The 17,868-nt window shown below is 42.2% G+C and carries 15 protein-coding genes; 12 read left to right on the top strand and 3 right to left on the bottom strand.

Translation table 11 applies throughout. From position 1 onward, the window contains the following. Positions 1 to 28 precede the first annotated feature (28 nt). The 9 genes from AB4517_RS15420 to AB4517_RS15460 all read left to right on the top strand — a co-directional run bounded on the left by AB4517_RS15420 (position 29) and on the right by AB4517_RS15460 (position 12,647). The gene (locus AB4517_RS15420; RefSeq protein WP_017060448.1) at positions 29 to 835 is read left to right on the top strand and encodes an outer membrane lipoprotein-sorting protein; all 807 of its coding nucleotides are present in this window, start codon (positions 29 to 31) and stop codon (positions 833 to 835) included. Between the two features lie 9 nt (positions 836 to 844). After that, complete coding sequence (locus AB4517_RS15425; protein ID WP_372148617.1) at positions 845 to 2,053, top strand: hypothetical protein; 1,209 nt, start codon at positions 845 to 847, stop codon at positions 2,051 to 2,053. A 202-nt stretch (positions 2,054 to 2,255) separates the two neighbouring features. Further along, positions 2,256 to 3,365 carry a GGDEF domain-containing protein gene (locus AB4517_RS15430; RefSeq protein WP_029235308.1) on the top strand — a complete coding sequence of 370 codons (1,110 nt, stop codon included), beginning with the start codon at positions 2,256 to 2,258 and terminating at the stop codon, positions 3,363 to 3,365. 218 nt (positions 3,366 to 3,583) lie between these two features. Continuing rightward, positions 3,584 to 4,567 (top strand): phenylalanine--tRNA ligase subunit alpha, encoded by a 984-nt coding sequence (gene pheS, locus AB4517_RS15435; RefSeq protein WP_004734764.1) that lies wholly within the window; start codon positions 3,584 to 3,586, stop codon positions 4,565 to 4,567. A gap of 18 nt (positions 4,568 to 4,585) precedes the next feature. Next, complete coding sequence (gene pheT, locus AB4517_RS15440; protein WP_372132217.1) at positions 4,586 to 6,973, top strand: phenylalanine--tRNA ligase subunit beta; 2,388 nt, start codon at positions 4,586 to 4,588, stop codon at positions 6,971 to 6,973. A gap of 210 nt (positions 6,974 to 7,183) precedes the next feature. Next, positions 7,184 to 9,439: a retron Eco8 family effector endonuclease gene (locus AB4517_RS15445; RefSeq protein WP_372148620.1), complete on the top strand. Its 2,256-nt coding sequence runs from the start codon at positions 7,184 to 7,186 to the stop codon at positions 9,437 to 9,439. 137 nt (positions 9,440 to 9,576) lie between these two features. Then, the gene (locus tag AB4517_RS15450) at positions 9,577 to 10,692 is read left to right on the top strand and encodes a reverse transcriptase family protein (protein WP_372148623.1); all 1,116 of its coding nucleotides are present in this window, start codon (positions 9,577 to 9,579) and stop codon (positions 10,690 to 10,692) included. 215 nt (positions 10,693 to 10,907) lie between these two features. After that, a complete protein-coding gene (locus tag AB4517_RS15455) occupies positions 10,908 to 11,132 on the top strand; it encodes an alpha/beta fold hydrolase (protein ID WP_372148625.1) in 225 nt (74 codons plus the stop codon). Between the two features lie 588 nt (positions 11,133 to 11,720). Beyond that, a complete protein-coding gene (locus AB4517_RS15460) occupies positions 11,721 to 12,647 on the top strand; it encodes a hypothetical protein (protein ID WP_372148628.1) in 927 nt (308 codons plus the stop codon). A gap of 202 nt (positions 12,648 to 12,849) precedes the next feature. Here AB4517_RS15460 and AB4517_RS15465 read toward each other — a convergent pair whose 3' ends face one another. Next, entirely contained in the window at positions 12,850 to 13,413 is a 564-nt protein-coding gene (locus AB4517_RS15465) for a hypothetical protein (RefSeq protein ID WP_050645430.1), read from the bottom strand. Positions 13,414 to 13,473: 60 nt separating this feature from the next. Next, positions 13,474 to 14,982 (bottom strand): DUF3360 domain-containing protein, encoded by a 1,509-nt coding sequence (locus AB4517_RS15470; protein WP_102321477.1) that lies wholly within the window; start codon positions 14,980 to 14,982, stop codon positions 13,474 to 13,476. Positions 14,983 to 15,299: 317 nt separating this feature from the next. Between AB4517_RS15470 and AB4517_RS15475 the strand changes: the two genes are divergently transcribed. The 3 genes from AB4517_RS15475 to AB4517_RS15485 all read left to right on the top strand — a co-directional run bounded on the left by AB4517_RS15475 (position 15,300) and on the right by AB4517_RS15485 (position 16,978). After that, on the top strand, positions 15,300 to 15,638 hold the full coding sequence (locus tag AB4517_RS15475; RefSeq protein ID WP_017059071.1) for a hypothetical protein: 339 nt from the start codon (positions 15,300 to 15,302) through the stop codon (positions 15,636 to 15,638). An 83-nt stretch (positions 15,639 to 15,721) separates the two neighbouring features. Beyond that, positions 15,722 to 16,594: a patatin-like phospholipase family protein gene (locus AB4517_RS15480; RefSeq protein WP_017070388.1), complete on the top strand. Its 873-nt coding sequence runs from the start codon at positions 15,722 to 15,724 to the stop codon at positions 16,592 to 16,594. A 15-nt stretch (positions 16,595 to 16,609) separates the two neighbouring features. Beyond that, positions 16,610 to 16,978 carry a hypothetical protein gene (locus AB4517_RS15485; RefSeq protein WP_032546992.1) on the top strand — a complete coding sequence of 123 codons (369 nt, stop codon included), beginning with the start codon at positions 16,610 to 16,612 and terminating at the stop codon, positions 16,976 to 16,978. A 167-nt stretch (positions 16,979 to 17,145) separates the two neighbouring features. Here AB4517_RS15485 and AB4517_RS15490 read toward each other — a convergent pair whose 3' ends face one another. Next, entirely contained in the window at positions 17,146 to 17,826 is a 681-nt protein-coding gene (locus AB4517_RS15490) for a haloacid dehalogenase type II (RefSeq protein ID WP_017065459.1), read from the bottom strand. Positions 17,827 to 17,868 lie beyond the last annotated feature (42 nt).

Genomic DNA, 17,868 nt, shown 5'->3' on the forward strand with positions numbered 1-17,868 from the left:
TGCGGTGGGCTGACTCAAGGAGATATTTATGAAAAGCGTTAAACAAACATTCGCTACTACATTACTTACTGTTAGCTCGTTGGCACTGAGCACATTCGCCGCTTTCCCAGCGTTAGCAGACCCTGCGAAAGGCTTAGAAATTGCCGAGCAACGTAAAGCGGTCGATGTCGGGTGGGGCGATTCTGTCGCAACCATGGAAATGCTACTTCGCAACAAGCAGGGCGAAAGCAGTACACGTCTGATGCGATTGAAATCTTTGGAAGTCGATGACGATGGCGACAAAGGCTTAACCATTTTTGATGAACCACGTGACGTAAAAGGCACGGCTTTCCTAAACCATTCGCACATCACCAAATCCGATGACCAGTGGTTGTATCTTCCTGCACTCAAGCGTGTAAAACGCATCTCTTCACGCAACAAATCTGGCCCGTTTATGGGCAGTGAATTTGCGTATGAGGACTTAAGCTCGTTTGAACTTGAAAAGTACACCTTCAACTACATTGAAGACGCGAAACTGGAAGGCGTAGACACCTTTGTTTTAGAGCAAGTACCGACCGATAAAAACTCAGGCTACACCATGCAAAAGGTATGGCTAGACCAACAGCACTACCGCCCAATGAAAGTCGAGTTTTACGACCGCAAAGGCGCACTGCTTAAAACTCTATCGTTCCAAGATTACAAACAGTACCTGAACCAATACTGGCGCGCACACACCATGGCGATGCAAAACCATCAAACAGGCAAAAGCACCGTATTAACCACGACAGATTTAGTGTTCCAGACCGGTCTTAAAGACAAGGATTTCCAAAAGAACACACTAAAACGTGCGAAATAAGGCAGGAATATGAAAAGGATTGTGGCAACAGGAACCCAATTATCCTTAACCTTGGCGGCGACCGTCGGGCTTATGCAGGTGTCGTTGCCTTGTGTGGCGGCAGGCTTTAGTCCTGATATCGCAGGGCAGGTTAACCTTGAACATAGGCAGTTCTTTAGCGACGGCTTACAAGGGCAAGACAAAGGACAAAGCTCACTGGTGTTGCAGCCAGAGTTTTACTGGGAGCAACAAGAGGGCAACGGCAGCATTACCTTCACCCCGTTTTATCGCCTAGACAGTGAAGACGATGAACGAACTCATGGTGATATTCGCGAAGCCTTGTATTTAACCTATTGGGATGATTACGAACTGCGAGCGGGTGTTGGAAAGGTATTTTGGGGCGTAACCGAATCGGCGCATTTAGTGGATGTGGTAAACCAGACCGATGCCATTGAATCGGTCGATGGCGAATCCAAGTTAGGTCAGCCTATGGTGCACTTCACCTCGATAAAAGAGTGGGGCACCATAGACGCCATGTTACTGCCGTATTTTCGTGAGCGTACCTTCGCAGGCGAAGACGGTCGATTAAGGCCAACCGTGCCAGTATCGGACGATGCGCTTTACGAATCTTCACGAGAAGAAAAACACGTTGATGTGGCATTGCGTTACAGCCAAATATACGGTGATTGGGATGTCGGTTTAAGCTACTTAGGCGGCACAAACCGCGACCCTTATTACCGTGTGGAAGGCAATCAACTCAAGCCATACTACGCCCAAATGCAACACTTCGGATTGGATGCTCAAGGCATTATCGGTGACTGGTTATGGAAGCTGGAAAGCATTTATCGCGACAGCTACGACAACCATACCGGCGTGGCGACAGGCTTTGAATACACTTGGGTAGGGGCGCTTGAATCGTACTGGGACATCGGCTTCATCGCTGAATACCTGTATGACAGCCGAGGCAACAATGCCCAAACCATCGGCCAAAATGATGTGTTCCTTGGGGCACGTTTCGCTTTGAACGATGAAGACGGCACCGAAGTGCTTACTGGTATCACTCAAGACTTAGATAACAGTGATGTCTACAGTGCCAAGCTAGAGGCATCGAGCCGTATTAACAACAATCTCAAGTGGCGACTGAATGCTTGGTTGTTTGAGAACGAAACCCCAGAAGACTTGTTGTTCTTCGCACGTAAGGATGATTTTGTTGAGATGGCGTTGGAATATTATTTCTAGTGTTAGCTTTATGAGGCGTTCTTGTTAAGAGGGGCGTCTCAAATTTAAGATGAGTTATATTTAGAGTGTTCAATATCTTCTTTTTATAAAATGGATCAAACAATCGAATAAACCTACAGGTAAAATGGTTATATTTTTTCAGTATCTATAACCTCCGAATATGCATGTAAATCGTGCTGGTGGTATCGGCCTTAAGGGATTTATGAATTCATTTAATTGGGATAAAAACTTTGAAACAGGCATTGGTGTTGTAGATGAACAGCATCAATATCTTGTTGGTATTATCAACCACTACGGAAATCTGTTGTCAGAGAACACTATCTCTATCGACGACATAAACGTCGCTTTACTCGATCTCACATGCTATGCCGAATTTCACTTTAAAGAAGAAGAATCTTTGATGAGAGATTGCGGTGTGTATGAGCGACACATTGAAGAGCATATCAAAGTGCATCGTGTATTTATGCAAGATATCTACAGTATGCAAGCTTTCATCATGGAAGAAGATCAGTCGTCAGCACGGCAGTTACTTGATTTATTGATCCACTGGCTTGCTTACCACATCCTCGGCATCGACCAAAACATGGCGCGACAAATGACCGCGATAGAAGAGGGCGCGACACCTCTGCAAGCCTTTGAAGCGGAAGAAAAGCAGCAAGATTCTGCGACTGTCCCGCTGTTGGCTGCGCTTAACGGCCTGTTTGAACAAGTCTCTGAACGAAACAAACAGTTGTTACGCTTCAACCAGTTACTCGAAGATAAAGTTGAGGAACGTACGGCAGAATTAAAACGAGCGAATAAGAGACTTGAAGAACTGTCATTAACCGACTCTCTTACTAATTTGCATAACCGTCGTAGTGCTTTTAAACAGTTAGCGCTGCATTGGCAAGACTCCAAAGAACTGGGCATGCCTTTAGTGTGTATTATGATTGATGCCGACCACTTCAAGCGCATTAATGACACCAGCGGCCATGATGCAGGCGACTTGGTGCTACAAACCCTCTCGCGTGAACTGAAAAACACGTTCCGTAATGATGATATTGTTTGCCGGTTAGGTGGCGATGAGTTCTTGGTTATTTGCCCAAACACCGACCTTAAAGGTGGGATGTACATCGCGGAAACCGCTCGACAGAAAGTGTCTGAATTAGAGGTTGAAACCAGTCATCAAGTTTGGATTGGCAGTATTAGTGTCGGTGTCGCTGAAATGACCCAAGAATTCGAAACCATGAACGAATTGATTAAAGCGGCGGATGAGTCCGTCTATTTAGCAAAAAACGCAGGGAAGAACAGCGTTTGTTCTATTCAGATCTAGCCTTCAGGTCATTTCCAAATTAAGAAGTGGAACCTGTAATTGTTCCACTTCTTCCTACTCCTCATTAATATCCTGTTAAATTTGCCGTGTTTTTAGGCAATAACTTGTTCTTTTAGCGATTCAATTTGGCATTGGTTGCGTGTTTGATTACTATGTGTAGCTATCTAAAAAAACTAATCATCCGATACGGACACTACCAACTGGTAGATGAGGAAATGATGCAACATCTAGAAGAGATCATTGCTAATGCAACGACTGCTATTGATACAGCAGATTCGTTAGTCGCACTTGATGAAGTGCGAGTTCAGTATTTAGGTAAGAAGGGTGAACTAACTCTTCAACTACAAAGCCTAGGTAAACTTCCACCTGAAGAGCGTCGCACTGCTGGTCAAGAGATCAACAAAGCGAAAGGTGCTGTTCAACAAGCGATCGCAGCTCGCAAAGACGCACTACAACGTGCAGAGCTTGAAGCGAAACTAGCTGAAGAAACTATCGATGTGAGCCTACCAGGTCGTCGCATTGAGAACGGTGGTCTTCACCCAGTTACTCGCACTGTTGAGCGTATCGAACAGTTCTTTGGTGAGCTTGGCTTTAGCACTGAGTCTGGCCCTGAGATCGAAGATGCATTCCACAACTTTGATGCACTAAACATCGCAGACGATCACCCAGCTCGTACTGATCACGATACTTTCTTCTTCAACCCTGATCTAATGCTACGTACGCACACTTCTGGTGTTCAAATCCGTACGATGGAAAACGGCAAACCGCCATTCCGCTTCATTGCTCCGGGTCGTGTTTACCGTAACGACTACGATCAAACTCACACGCCAATGTTCCACCAAGTGGAAGGTATGTTAGTTGATGAGAACGTAAACTTCGCACAACTTAAAGGCATTCTTAACGATTTCCTTTGTAACTTCTTTGAAGAAGAAGTTGAAGTGCGTTTCCGTCCTTCATTCTTCCCGTTCACAGAGCCTTCAGCTGAAGTTGACGTGAAACGTAAAGATGGCAAATGGCTAGAAGTTCTAGGCTGTGGCATGGTTCACCCTAACGTACTTCGCTCTGTTGGCATCGACCCTGAGAAATACTCTGGTTTTGCATTCGGTATGGGTGTAGAGCGTCTAACGATGCTTCGTTACGGCGTAAATGACCTTCGTGCGTTCTTCGAGAACGACCTTCGTTTCCTTAAACAATTCAAGTAATCCGGGGCAGTCGAAACTATGAAATTCAGTGAATCTTGGCTACGCGAGTGGGTTAAACCTGCAATTAACAGCGAAGAGCTAGCTCACCAAATCACTATGGCTGGTTTGGAAGTTGACGATGTAGAACCTGTTGCTGGTGAATTCACCGGCGTTAAAGTAGGTAAAGTGGTTGAGTGCGGTCAGCACCCAGACGCAGACAAACTACAAGTAACTAAAATTGATATCGGCGAAGAAGAGCTGTTAGACATCGTATGTGGTGCATCTAACTGTCGTCTTGGCCTAACTGTAGCAGTAGCAACAGTTGGCGCAGTACTGCCTGGTAACTTCAAAATCAAGAAAGCAAAACTACGTGGCGTTCCATCGCACGGCATGCTTTGTTCTTTCTCTGAGCTAGGTATCGACGTAGAGTCTGACGGCATCCTTGAGCTACCAGAAGGCACAACGCTAGGCATGGACGTACGTGAGCTTCTTGAGCTTAACGACGTAACTATCGACGTAGACCTAACAGCAAACCGCGCAGACTGCTTCAGCATCCGTGGCCTTGCTCGTGAAGTTGGCGTACTAAACCGCGCAGACGTTACAGAGCCAACAGTTGACGCTGTTGCAACAAGCATTGAAGACACAGTATCTGTTGAAATCAAAGCAACTGATGCTTGTCCACGTTACCTTGGCCGTGTGGTTAAGAACGTAAACGTGAAAGCGGAATCTCCAATCTGGATGCAAGAAAAACTGCGTCGTTGTGGTATCCGTTCAATCGACCCAGTTGTTGACATCACAAACTACGTGATGCTAGAGCAAGGCCAACCAATGCACGCATTTGATCTCGCTAAGATCGAAGGCGGTATCGTGGTTCGTCTAGCAGAGCAGGGCGAAAAGCTAACACTTCTAGATGGCAACGAAGCTGAACTAAACAGCAACACGCTTGTTATCGCTGACCAAAACAAAGCACTAGCAATCGCTGGTATCTTTGGCGGTCAAGATTCAGGTGTTACTACTGAAACGACAGACGTACTTCTTGAAGCAGCATTCTTCGCACCGGATCACATCCGTGGTCGCGCACGTGCTTACGGCCTTCACACTGATTCTTCTCTACGTTTCGAACGTGGTGTTGATTCAACGCTACAAGCAGCAGCTATGGAGCGTGCAACACAGCTTCTAGTTGAAATCTGTGGTGGTGAAGTTGCGCCAGTAAACGGCAGCGAATCTGAAGCCTCACTTCCTAAAGCAAACGTAGTTGCTCTACGTCGCGCTAAGCTAGATAGCCTACTAGGTCACGAAATCCCATCTACAGACGTAGTGGAAATTCTTACTCGCCTAGGTTGTAACGTTGAAACGACAGACGCTGGCTGGACGGCAACGTCTCCATCTTGGCGTTTTGATATCGCAATCGAGCAAGACCTAATTGAAGAAGTAGGTCGTATCTACGGTTACGATAACATTCCAAACCAAGCGCCTAAAGCGGCACTTAAAATGAATGACCACAAAGAAGCTGACCAACCGCTTAAGCGCGTTCGTGACCTTCTTGTAGACCGTGGCTACCACGAAGCAATCACATACAGCTTCGTAGAACCAGAGCAGCAAAAACTTGTTGTACCTGGTGTTGAGCCGCTAATCCTGCCATTCCCAATCTCTGCGGATATGTCAGCAATGCGTCTTGGCCTAATCCAAGGTCTACTAAACACAGTTGTTCACAACCAGAAGCGTCAACAGTCTCGCGTTCGTCTATTCGAATCAGGCCTACGTTTCATCCCTGAAGCAACTGCTGAAAACGGCATGCGCCAAGAAATGATGCTTGCGGGCGTTATCTCTGGTACTCGTGGCGAAGAGCACTGGGACATTGCAACTAACACTGTAGATTTCTTCGATCTTAAAGGTGACCTAGAAGCAGTTCTTGAGCTTTCTGCAAACGAAATCGCATACAGCTTCAAAGCAGCTAAGCACCCAGCACTTCACCCAGGTCAAACTGCGGCTATCGTCGTAGACGGCAAAGAAGTGGGTATCATTGGTACTGTTCACCCAGAACTAGAGCGTAAGTTTGGTCTTAACGGCCGCACTATCGTATTCGAAATCGAATGGGCAGCTATCAACACTCGCGTGCTTCCAGAAGCAGTAGCCGTATCTAAGTTCCCTGCAAACCGTCGTGATATCGCAGTAGTTGTTGACGAAGCAGTAGCTTCTGGCGACATCGTAGAAGCGTGTATCGCAGCGGGTGGCGAATTCCTAACAGGCGCTAAACTGTTCGACGTATACGTTGGTCAAGGCGTTGAAGAAGGTAAGAAGAGCCTAGCAATCGCACTTAGCCTACAGTCTGTAGAGCGCACACTAGAAGATGCAGACATCGCTGGTTCAGTAGATGCTATCGTAGCTTCAATCTCAGAGAAATTCGGCGCAGCACTTCGCGACTAATCTCTTCTGATAGATAGAAAAACCAAAGGCCTCGCATTGCGAGGCCTTTTTGTTTTGTTGTTTGTAACGGTTTGCTGCAACCTAAAAGGAGGTGAGTAATATAAAAGGTGTGATGTAAGCATATGTTTTAATTGATTAAAATAGCTGTTTAATTGACACGTTGCATATGTGTGGGATAATGCATATTACATAATGTAAAGTGTTTATAAGATGGCTATACAAAGTATAAGAGTAAAAAATCTTCTCTCTTTTGATGATGTTTTTATTGATAACATTCAGGATGTTAACTGTATTGTAGGGAAAAATAACGTAGGTAAATCTAATTTACTCAAGCTCATGCGTTATTTTTATTCGAAATTAAACGGTGAGAGAGTGTTACCGCCAGAGTTGTATTCCAATTATAATAGTAATGGTTCAATTACGATTCGATTCAATACTACAAGAATAAAAGCCATTGTGACGGGTAAAAATAACAACTCAGCTTTTTTAAAGCATATTTATAATACTTTATTCCCTGGCCAAAAAAGAACTGCATTTTCTAATGAAACGTTGGATAACTCACATATAGAATTGACATTAACTATTTTTAAAGATGATTCAACAAAGTGGTCAACATCGAACAAAGAAATATTAAAGCTAATCTATATTCTCTATCCGTTTATTGATATTGAAACTAGACATATTGATCTATACGATTGGAATAGAATCTGGGGCTTAATAAGCAGGTTGAGCTCTTTTAATGTAAAGAAAATTGATAGTAATGAAGTTATAGACTATCTCGATAGTAAAATATCTAATGGTACTGGTCACTATAAAGACTATATAGAAAAAGTTGAAAGTATAGTAGACACTAGAGCATACTCATATAGAGATAAGGTGCTTAGTTATATAAAGGTCGGTCTTCAAGGTCATGACTTTACAAACTCAGGACAAGAGTTAGGTATACAATCTGATGGAACCAACTCCCACCGTTTTATAGAAATAATATTGAAACTCCTAATTGTTTTGACCAGAAGAGAATATATAACTCCAACTATATATATCGACGAGCCAGAGGTTGGATTACATCCAAAATTAAATGAAGACTTGATACAAACATTTCATAGAGTCTACAATCAATTTCTAAAAAAAAAGAAGGGGAAAGAGCCAGGAAAATACAAGACACCTTATCCAAAATTAATAATATCGACACACTCCCCGAATGTATTAAAGTATGTTGTTAGATTGTTTAAGGATAAGCAACAAGTAATTCATTTTTCAAAATTTAAAAATGAAGGTACTCAAGTATCAAAGCTAAACTCTCAGTATAAAGATGCTAGGTTCCTAAATATATTCAGTGACAATGAAGCTAGATTATTTTTTAGTAATTTTATCCTTTTTGTCGAAGGAGCAACTGAGCTCGAAATATTTAGAAACTATAAATTATGTGAAAAATTTCCGGCGTTAAATTCCATAGATGTTTATGAAACAAATGAAGTGATTCTTAAATATCTAAATCCTAATTATTCTAAAGCAGCTATTCCTTTTCTGGTTATTAACGATGCAGATGTCTTGATTAAATTTAATTATAGTAAGAGTAAGCTTACGTTAGATAATGCAAAGTATAATATACCAATGATAACAAAGAAGAACCATCTAAGTTTCCACACAGTTCACGATGTTAGGAAGAAGGCTGTCTTAGATTATGTTAATTCACAAAATGGAAATTTTCTAAAATTCGATGCGAGTAATACTGGTTTTGATTCTTTTTCTATCCAAAACTACGTTAAGTCGATTAACGAAATACTGAACAATGAACGTTGTCATTTAACAGTAACAACAATAGAAGGTTCTCTTATTACTGAGCAGTCTTTGACTATATTTTTTAAGTGGGCCGTTTATAAGTTTACAAAATCAATGAAATATAAAGGTTCAAACGATGAACCAACTAAATGGTTCAACGCACTAAATAGAGACTTGCTCTCAGGTAAGAAGTCACATACGGATATATTTAATCAGCTAATTAGTATGGATTACGTTGGTTGTAAATTGTCAGAGCAAGATATGTTATTTTTGAATAAAATAAGTACGGGACATCTAAAAGATTGCCACAATAGATTATTATCTTATTCTGATTCACCCAAAATAATCTTAAATGTTCTAAGGGTTGTTTTTGAAGGTAAAACCGATAACTTGCTGAGTAGATTGCATGATGATTATTTAAATACGGCCAATGTTCAGTTTGTAAATCTTGTTAAGGAGATGCGAACTCATTATTTCAAAAATCTTGGACCAATAATGGGTAAGACTGGTGGCTGGGTAACTGATTTTCTTGACTTTGCTATCGAAGATATTGAGAAAAATAGTATGAATAATAAAGACTTTAATCGAAAGTTTGCATTTGTTTTCCCTGAACTATCTGATATTATCAGGAAGGTTTCTTCCTCGATAGCGCAGGAGGACTTGCACGCAAGTCGCAATGGGTAAAGTTGGAAAACTTTAAACAAAGCTTAGCTCCTAACAGTCAGTAGCTGTGCGCCGTTTCCATTATGCTTTAATGGTAACTTTAAGGCACACGGCGTGTAAAGATTGGTATTTTGTGTCGAGGAAGAAACCGTTATATTATGAAATATAGAAAATTAACAACTAAAACATTCCTATCTATACTCTCAGATGAAATTATTGATCAACTGGAGCTATCCAGAAACCCCATTCAACCTTATACAATAAAAGATGTGAAGCATGGTAAAATTGGAACTAAATCTATATTTAAACTTGCACCCGCTAAATCTCAGTATCTTGAAAGGCTTAATCAAAAATTTTTCTCAAATATTGAAGTAAATAATTCAGCCGTAGCATATGTAGGGAAAAAGTCATACCTTGATATGTTTGAGCCTCATAGAAATAACGCGAATTTTTTAAGATTAGATATAAAGTCTTTCTTTCATAGTATAAACAGGGAGGCATTAAAGAAAACATTTTCGGCCTATATTTCGGACGAGGTTTTTTGTGAAGATGGAAAGTCAAAGCAGCCTCTAATCGATGCTTTTCTTAACTTGATTAGCCTTAATGTTACAAAAGATTATAATGATCCACAGCTAGTGAATAAATCTATATTACCTATTGGTTTTAAATCATCACCGGTGATATCCAACATAATTTTTCGTAGATTTGATATATTAATTCAAGAGCTTTGTTCTAGAAGTGGCATATCCTACACTCGTTATGCTGATGATATGTTGTTTTCCTCGCCCTCTGAGCATACTTATTTACACACAAATAAATTCTTTAATGAGATTTCTTACATTTTGTCTTTAGGTGAATTTAGGATAAATACATCTAAGACAATTAAAGATAAGAATATGATATCAATTAATGGCTATGTCATCGAATCAAAAGGAGATGGTCGAAATGGTACGATCAGGATTTCAGAGAAGAAAACAAAAAAAATATATAAGCTGATCTATATGATGGAAAAAGGAGTGCCTCATAAGGTCATAATGAACAGGGTTTTTAGAGTACAAGATAGAGATATTGTTTATAATTTTAAAAAGGGTAAAGAAGAGTTCAAGAAGAAATTTTACAAAACACAAACTAGAAACAGGCTTACAGGCTATCGTGCGTATATAATATCAATTTTGAAGTTTAACGATAAGTATCAATGTATTGAAGCTAAGTACGTATCTGAGTACCAAACTATAGTTGAAAGTTTGGAAAAGCAAATATATAAGGTAATTTAGTATTTAATTGCACTCGGGCTCCTTTATCATAAGCTCTCTTAATTGGAAATATGGTACGTTAGATCAAAAGGGACTAGAATTATTAACTAAATGTAACGTGATCTCCACTTCAATATATATATCTGACCCGTCTACAACTTCACACTTTATAGTAGCTATATTGATTGAGAGGGGCGCTTTCTGTGTTCCCTTTAAAGTAAGTAGAGAGAGACACTATGAAACGCTTAATTCTAAACATCACACTCTTGGTATTCATGGCGCTTGGTAGCATGAATGCCATGGCTTATGACTCAACGGTTAAGTACGGTATCGCGATATCTCACGATGGTGAGCAAATTGCGTATGGCAAAAGTGGGAGCTGGGAGACGGCGCTGATCTTCATTCACGGCTGGAGCCTAGACAGCAGGCTATGGCAAAACCAAGTGAGTGAGGGCTTTTAACGTGCAGTACAGATCCTGAAACGACTAGGGCAGATGTACGTGAGAATAGGCTGATAATCCCCTCCTAGCCTCCCCTTGGTTTACATCTCCAATCTCTTGTTGGTAATGGGAAAGGGGAGGAACTGAATACCGATCGTGAAAAGTGCAGCTATATGTTCAGCGCCAAAGAATGTTCTCCCCCTCGATCGTTAATCTAAAGAGATCGGGTCACTCCATTCGAGGGGGAGCTAGAGGGGGAGGTTTTGGTCTACTAGACCCATTCACACAATGCTGATGAAAGCGGTGAAGTAGGGTGCTTTAGTTGTTAAATGATGGATGTAATCGGTGATAGATAAAACCAAGGCCTCGCGATTGCGGGGCTTTTTTGTTCGTTGGAGGTTTTGCTAGCTACATTCATTTCAATTTGCGAGTGATGATCGCATCGTTCACTCGTTTATGGTCCTTAAACGACGGCCTCATAGTTATATAAATGCTCTACCACCCCCCCTAGATATGTAATTAGCGCCACTGTTATTGGTGAGGGCTGACCGAATCTAGTGGTGCTTTTTACTGATAATCACTTCAACTATGTGTTTAGGACGTCCTGCTATGGCTAAGAAAATAATATTCATTCATGGTCGCGCTCAAAAGCCCGATAAAGCTCCCCTTCAAGCACTCTGGTACGAGGCTATAGAGCATGGCTTGCAGCGAGATTGTGGAGACTCAAGCTCATTACAAGCTTTTAAAGATGTCGATAAACGATTTGTCTATTACGGTGAACTATCAAATACATTGTTAGAGAAACCAACAGAAGACCCTGCAAGTCGACAACAAGCGCTGTCTGAACTCAAAAAGTACAAGACAAACCAATTCAATAAAACAACGTATAACAAGGTATCTAAAATTGGTTTTCTAAAAGAGGCGTTAGCAGATACTTTTTCATCGCTATTTGGAAAGCTAGGTGTGGCTGAGACACTGATAACGAAGGTCGCGCCAGATATGGCGAACTATTGGAATGAAGATACCTATTTTGGTAGCGATGTCAGGCATAGGCTAATGGTTGAACTGAAGGAAGCGCTTGATAATCAGGATGATGTGATGATTGTGTCGCACAGTCTTGGGTCGATGATCAGTTATGACGTGTTATGGAAGTTGTCTCATTACGGAGAGTATAGGCATGACTATGGTGCAAACAAGAAGGTCAACTTATTGCTTACGCTCGGGTCGCCGTTAGGCGATGAAAACGTAAAAGATAGGCTAAAGGGGAGTCGCTTGAAAGATGAGAAGAAGTATCCGTTAAACATTCAGCAGTGGATAAACATATCGGCAGAAGATGATTTTATCTCTCATGACAGCAAAATTAAAAATGACTTCAAGGATATGCTCAAACTGGATCTAATACCCGGTGGAATGAAAGATATCCACCCAGTTTATAACCTCAATATTCGCAACGGAAAAAGCAATCCGCATGCTTCCATCGGTTATCTCATTAATCCTAAATTCATCAAAGTATTGGATGAATGGCTCTCGAGTTGATGTGGTTTTACCATTGTAAATTGCTTCGGTGATCGTTCGTTGAAACTTAGATAAAACAAGCCTCGCGTGTGCGAGGCCTTAGTTGTTTGTGGGGGAATTAAAAGTAGGGGTGTGAACACAGAATTGGACAAAAATGGCGAGGTTAAATGTACTCATGATTCAGAAAAAAATAACGAAGTCTAACCTATCCATTACTACGAAATTACAGCTTTACGATGCCACGAGTCACTTTAATGCCACCAATTAAAGTAGAACCACCGTAGTCTTTCGCTAATCTTAATAAAGTGTCATGAAATCCATGATTTGGGAAAGCTTGTTCTACTTCTGCAATCATGGACTTAGGGAGCCCTTTTTTAACCATTCCTTTTGATGCATCAATCCAGTCCGCTTTTCGACAAGCTTCTATAACTTTTTCATGTGGACCTTTATACGGTGTGATTTTGTGATGCCAGTGAATAGCGCCTTTTAGAGCATCAGGGTCTAATCCCCAGTTTTCCTTTTCATTGTCATTTAATGCCACTGCTTCTGATGGCTCAAGGTAAGCGAGTTCATGGTCAGTCCACAGGCCAATATCATGATAGACAAATGCGGTTTCGACTAACTTTTCAAATTGTTCATCATAATCTAGAAAGTGCATTGCATAAGTGATTGTTCTATAAACATGATTACGATAGCCAAGATAATCTTCCCCAATCAGCTCTTTATAACGCTCAAGTAGTAACTCTACCCGTGGTCTCTCTAGCTTTATTTGAATCTTACTGCCCATGATTATTTCCTTATTAAATCATTCTGTTGTTCATTGAGGAGTTTAGACCAAAAATCGATATTAACGAAAACTCGGGATAATCGCTGGTATGCCCGGTAGAAGGCCAACCAGCGCCATTACACCACTTAGCACAATAAACATAATGCCAGGCAATACCCAGCGGCTCATTTTACTCAGTTCACTACTACGTTCTTTACAACCGACTAAGCCTAAGTTATCTAACAGCATGGTGAGAGCCCAGCCAAATGCAGGGTTAACGAGCGCTGAAGAGAACACAACAATCGCTGCCGACTGTGTGGTTTTTCCTTCACGCGTCATTTCCATTCCAGCTTCTAGCAATGGCACAAATACCCCAACAATCAGCGCCACACACAGTACAGGTTGCCAGATAGCTAAATCCATCGGGTAGCCCCAAACAGCAGCGATAATACAGAACAGAGCCGTGAGCAAAGCGCCGGCAGGAATAGGGCGTTTAGCAATCGCAGCCGGTACGATATAAGTCCCCCATGAAGACGTAAAGTTAGTACCGCCAAGCAGAGAACCGAACGTTTGACGAATTGATGCCGTGGTCATGGTGTCGTCGATGTTCATGTGTACTTTTTCGGTACGTTCTGGGTAGCTGATCTTTTGGAATACTTGATGCCCTAAGAAATCCGGTGACCACATCGCTACGGCTAGAATCGCAAACGGCAATACCACCATGAAGTGTTCAATCGTCGGTAGGCCTAGCATCCAACCTGTATTTTCTCCCCACCAATACATAGGGTTCATGTTGGGCAAGCCTGGCTCAGTGTGGAAAGCAAATGGGGCGCCCATGGCAAATGCAATCGTACCACCCAACAAGCAGCTAAGAGGTACTGCTAACCAACGTTTGCGGAAGTGTTCCAGTAGCGCGTACAAGATAATGGTGCAAAAGATCACCACAAACGCGATGTGGCTCATACCGATTCCTTCAGCCCAAGCGAAAAGCTTTTTCACTTGAGAGGCGGTTCCAACAAAGCCGAGGTAGAGCAATAAGCCGCCACACACGCCTTTACTGGTGAGGTTGGCCAACATGCTGCCACCTTTACTGATGGCTAAGATGAGGCCAAAAGCGCCAATCAACAGGCCAAACGCCATCGGGTGTCCACCTGCTGCAACCACAATCGGAATCAAAGGGATAAGTGGGCCGTGGGTCCCTGCGAGGTTTGCAGTCGGCAATAAAAAGCCAGAGAAAATAATAATGAAAACAGAGGCGATGAGCAGTTCATAACGAACGTTTTCTAGAATGAAGTCTTCATTTAATCCGAGAGCCCCAGCAAAGGTGGCTGCAATCGCGCCCACCATAACCACTTTACCAATGGTCGCCGCCATCGCTGGGATGGTGTCTTCTATCTCAAATCGATAATCTTTAAACGGCAAATTTGGACGCCAGCGCTTAGGCGACATGATTTGCAATTCGTGTTCTAGATACTGTTCTCGGGATTCAAACTCTGAGCTTGGTTTATGTTGTTGTTCATAGGTGAGTTCATCCTCATTGGCTTGAGGCTTCTCTGTTTGTATATGTGCAGACTCTAAAGTAGTGCTCATTTTGATTCCTTTCGTTCACACTCTTAGGTGTGTTATTCCAACAAACGTTGTTGACTCACGGTATGAAGTGCAAACAATGCGTCAACTTATAATTAAAAACCCATTAACATTTAGTTGTTAGTACCTTATACCAAACCAAAAAAAACAAATAGACTCAGTCGGTTAGACATTAGTCGTAGAGTCGGACGACTAGTATTAGACCCTGTAGATAGTATGTGTCTGGTTATTTGTAGTCCCTTAATTTCTCCCACGTTCTGCACTTGATAGTGATAGAATCTCCGCATTAGAGTTATCGAGAAACTAGGTATTTATAAACAATGTTTATCCATCACGTAAATGGCATCGACTGGCTGGTAATTACAGCCTTTGAAGAACTGAAAACTATGTTTATCGAAGATGCAGGCCCAATCCCAGCTTGCTTTTCTACCGCCAGCGAGTTGAGCCTGATTGATCAAGCCAAACGCAGTTATGGATTTTTGCCTAAACTCCGCGGTGTGATCACCGATACCGGCACTTTTCAAAGTAGAGATATTGAAGAAGATTTGAACCCACAGCTTGCGTGTATCGTTGAAGGGCGTGGTCGGGTTTTTATCTATCACGGCGACTACGTGGCTTTTGTCGATGACGAGCAAACCTTCATTACCCGTATGGACTGAGAGTGATTCAGTGAGTTGAGATCGGCGAATTGGTAAATCGGCGAGTTAGCCCACCTAGAATTTAAAACTAAAGGATTAATATGATGGCAAAAACGATCTCATTGGTACTTGGCAGTGGTGGCGCAAGAGGCTTGGTTCACGTTGGAGTCATCCGCTGGTTAATTGAGCATGGCTATCAGATAAAATCCATTTCTGGCTGTTCAATTGGCGCACTTATCGGTGGTGTCTACGCTGCGGGCAAGTTGGATGAATTTGAAGAGTGGGTCACCAGTATCGATCAAGGTGATATGGCGATGTTGTTGGACTTTTCATGGCAGTCGAGTGGTATGTTCAAAGGGGACAAGATCATCGACACACTGCGTGGGCTGATCGGCGAGATTTCAATTGAAGATCTGCCCATCCCTTATACCGCAGTTGCCGCTAACGTCGCCGATGAAAAAGAGGTTTGGCTGCAATCAGGTTCTCTGTTTGATGCCATTCGCGCCTCTATCTCTTTGCCACTGTTCTTGACCCCTCACGTTATCAATGGAGAAGTGCTGATTGATGGCGGCGTTCTTAATCCCGTACCGATTGCGCCTACCTTTGGTGATAATACAGACTTTACACTGGCTGTGAATTTAGGTGGTGAACCTGAAATGGTTAAACAGGAAGTGATACCGGTTTCCCTGCCAACAAAAGAGAGCAACCTGCATGAGAAGGTTGTGCATTTTATCGATAACCTCGGTAGCAGTGTAAAAAGCAAAATGAGCTTCAACTTTGCTTTTTACGATATTGCCAACCAAGCATTTGATGCGATGCAATCGACCATTGCTCGCCAAAAGTTGGCCGCTTACCCCGCCGATATCACGCTTGAGATCCCACGCAATGCTTGTGGCACCCTAGAGTTTGATCGCTCACAAGAGATGATCGACAGAGGCTACCACTTAGCACAGGCTAAACTGGGCAATCGACTTTAATGTATTTGCTGCTGAATGAGGGTAACTATGGAAACTGAACTCAAACTATCTGAACTCAAAGAATTGGTCACAACAAAAGATGTCATCGTGCTCACCAGCATAGAAGAGCCTGCTGTATCTTGGTTGATAGATTGCTATCAAGAGAATGCTGATATCCAAATTATCGAGAACGCACACCAACTAGATACTGAAGCGATTTTGCGGCAATGCAGAAGCAGCCTTAACGAAAGTAAAAAGGTCATCCTTACAGCGCAGTTTCGTAGTCAACTGCCTATCATCAATATCGCTTCACTGTGTAATGAGCAGCGCAAATCATTGATCAATATTGAGCTATCAGGCTGGGATGAAGACAAACGCGTTCCTCATTCTTACAGTAGTTTCTAGCTTATATTTGTTGCTAGGTAACTGCAGTTTTTAGGTAACCGACAGCGTCTCTATAACCAGAGCAGTTCAACACAAGGTTGATCAAAGCGGTTAAGTCAGTGTCCGGAATTTGTTGACCACTACAGGGTGGTTGTATCGAATCAGGAGTAGAAAAGTCTCTTGAGATTTTACTTGTCTAAATTGTGCTTAATTATTTGTTCCACCACACCATTCATCGTCCTTGAGCTAATCTCCGGTTTCAAATACAAGGAATGATACTCAACTCCTGTTCGGTCTATATAGGCTGCTTGTAAGCCAGCGGATAGCGCACCATGAGTGTCCCAATCATGAGTAGCGACAAGACGAAGGTTTTCGACAGGCTCTTTTAAAGTTTCGGCTGCAAAGTTATACACATCTGAATTGGGTTTGAAACTGCCTGTTTCTTCAACGGAAATGACGGTGTCGAAATAATCTTCTAAGCCTGAGTTCTTGATTTGAGAAGTGATGAGATCGAGGGATGAGTTGGAAAAAGCGACGGTTTTAAACCCGTTCTCGCGCAATTTGAGCAAAGACGCTTTGATATCTGTGTGCGGTGGTAGATTGGCAAAAGAAGTTAACAAGGCACCTTTGCTTTCCGCCGTTAAATCACACTTGTACCGTTGTGCAATAGCGTTGAGCGCTGCATTCGCTAATTCAGAAAAAGTAGATTTTACGTTTGTTGCGATGCAAACCGTTGAAGAGTGTAAAAGCTTTGAAAACCAAAGTGATAATGCATCCTCCTTTCCAAACACCGCTTTAAATTTAGGCTGTAATGACTCCAAATTTAAAACCGTTTCGTTTATATCAAAAAGTATCACTTCTTTTTTCATGCAAAGCCCCCAGATTTAATTGAATTTTATGCTTACATAATC

This window comes from Vibrio sp. 10N.222.52.C3, assembly GCF_041474195.1.
Lineage (GTDB): Bacteria > Pseudomonadota > Gammaproteobacteria > Enterobacterales > Vibrionaceae > Vibrio > Vibrio crassostreae_C.